The sequence below is a fragment of the Stenotrophomonas sp. GbtcB23 genome (assembly GCF_019091045.1).
Lineage (GTDB): Bacteria > Pseudomonadota > Gammaproteobacteria > Xanthomonadales > Xanthomonadaceae > Stenotrophomonas > Stenotrophomonas rhizophila_A.
Map to the genome: position 1 here is coordinate 1 of NZ_JAGXKC010000329.1, position 294 is coordinate 294.

The following is a 294-nucleotide window of genomic DNA, read 5'->3' on the forward strand; positions in this document are numbered from 1 at the left end:
GCGATCTCCTCGATCACCATCACCAAGGGACGCCTCGCCAGCCAATCCTTCACGCAAGCCAATTACGATTCCGACATGGGCATCGCCGCACGCAAGGAAGCCAAGCTTGACGCAGTCGAGGACCTCAAGGGCAAGGTCGTCGGCGACCTCGCCGGTTCCACCGGCGACAAGTGGTCCAAGGAAAACCAGGAGAAATACGGCATCAGCGAGATCAAGAGCTACAATGCCCAGCAGGATCTGCTGATGGATCTCTCCTCCGGCCGCGCCGATGCTGCCGTCAGCGACGTCCCCGGT

General features: G+C 60.9%; 1 protein-coding gene. It reads left to right on the top strand.

The annotated features are described in order from the left end of the window. Nucleotides 1-294 (top strand): transporter substrate-binding domain-containing protein (locus tag KVS69_RS19300; RefSeq protein WP_217539564.1); only part of this gene is annotated, 294 nt, incomplete at both ends.